The sequence below is a fragment of the Streptomyces sp. NPDC048637 genome, assembly GCF_040650675.1.
Lineage (GTDB): Bacteria > Actinomycetota > Actinomycetes > Streptomycetales > Streptomycetaceae > Streptomyces.
The window spans coordinates 1-1,705 of record NZ_JBEZHQ010000093.1; the positions used below are offsets into that span (position 1 = coordinate 1).

Below are 1,705 nucleotides of genomic sequence, written 5' to 3' on the forward strand. Positions count from 1 at the left end.
CTCAGCCAGCTCACTCCGCTCGCCACCGAGCACAACAGCCCGGTGCTCCAGCGCTGCACGCGTCGTCGCCAACGACCACGCCACATCACCCACCGACAACTCCAGCCGCGCCACCACATGTTCACGCAGCCGACCCGCCTGACCAGCAAGCGCCGCGGTGTCCCGCCCGGACAGCACCCACGCCTGAACCGCGTTCTCCACCGCCGGGGCGGGAATCGGGTCGCTTTCGTCTATCCCGGTCGGAGCCTCTTCGATGATCACGTGCGCGTTGGTGCCACTGATCCCGAAGGCCGACACACCCGCCCGACGCGGCCGCTCACCCGCCGGCCACTCCACCGCCTCCTGCAGCAGCCGCACATTCCCCGTCTCCCAATCAACGTGCGACGACGGCTCCTCGGCATGCAGCGTCTTCGGCAGCACACCATGCCGCAACGCCATCACCATCTTGATCACACCCGCCACACCAGCAGCCTGCTGCGCATGCCCGATGTTCGACTTCACCGAACCCAGCCACAACGGCCGGTCCCCAGCACGTCCCTGGCCGTAGGTGGCCAGCAGCGCACCGGCCTCGATCGGATCGCCCAACTCCGTACCGGTGCCATGCGCCTCCACCACATCCACATCCGCCGCCGACAGCTCCCCACTCGCCAACGCCGCGCGAATGACTCGCCGTTGGGCCGGACCGTTCGGAGCCGTGAGGCCGTTCGACGCACCGTCCTGGTTGATCGCGCAGCCGCGCACCAGGCCCAGGACTCGACGGCCCTTGCGCTGCGCTTCGGAGAGCCTCTCCAGCACCAGCATGCCCGCGCCCTCGCCGATGCCCATGCCGTCCGCGCCCTCGCCGAACGCCTTGCACCGGCCGTCCGAGGCCAGGGCGCGCAGCCGCGAGAAGCCGACAAACTCGCCCGGGTCGGCCATCACCGTCACACCACCGGCCAGCGCCACCGAGCACTCGCCCGACCGCAGAGCCTGCACCGCCTGATGCAGCGCCACCAACGACGACGAACACGCCGTGTCCACCGTCACCGCCGGGCCCACCAGACCCAAGGAGTAGGCGATCCGGCCCGACAGCACACTCAACGCATTCCCAGTGATCAGATGAGCCTGAGCTCCCGCCTCGCCGCTCGCGGCGCCGATGTAGCCGGAAGAAGCCGCGCCGACGAACACACCGGTCGCCGAGCCGTGGAGCGACTTCGGGTCGATGCCGGCCCGTTCAACGGCCTCCCAGGAGGTTTCCAGCAGGAGCCGCTGCTGCGGGTCCATGGCCAACGCCTCGCGCGGACTGATCCCGAAGAAGCCAGCGTCGAACTCCCCGGCGCCACTGAGGAAACCGCCCTCGACGACGTAGGTCGAGCCTTCGGCGTCCGGGTCCGGGTCGAACAGCGCCTCGACGTCCCAGCCGCGATCGGCGGGGAACGCGCCGATCGCGTCCCCACCCGACACCAACAGCTCCCACAGCTCCTCGGGGGAACGCACCCCGCCCGGGTAACGGCACGCCATTCCCACGATCGCGATCGGATCGGTCGACACCGCCGCCATCACGCCCTGGTCGTCGTCCGAGTCTGTCCCGAACAGCTCCGCGAGGATCTCGTCCGCCAGCGCCGACGCGCTCGGGTGGTCGAAGATCACCGTGGACGGCAGCCGGACACCCACGGCCGCGTTCAGACGGTTGCGCAGTTCGACGGCGGTCAGCGAGTCGAAGCCC

1 protein-coding gene is annotated in these 1,705 nt (G+C 69.9%); it reads right to left on the reverse strand.

Translation table 11 applies throughout. The annotated features are described in order from the left end of the window. Positions 1 to 1,705 (reverse strand): beta-ketoacyl synthase N-terminal-like domain-containing protein (locus tag AB0C46_RS40675; protein WP_362834173.1); only part of this gene is annotated, 1,705 nt, incomplete at both ends.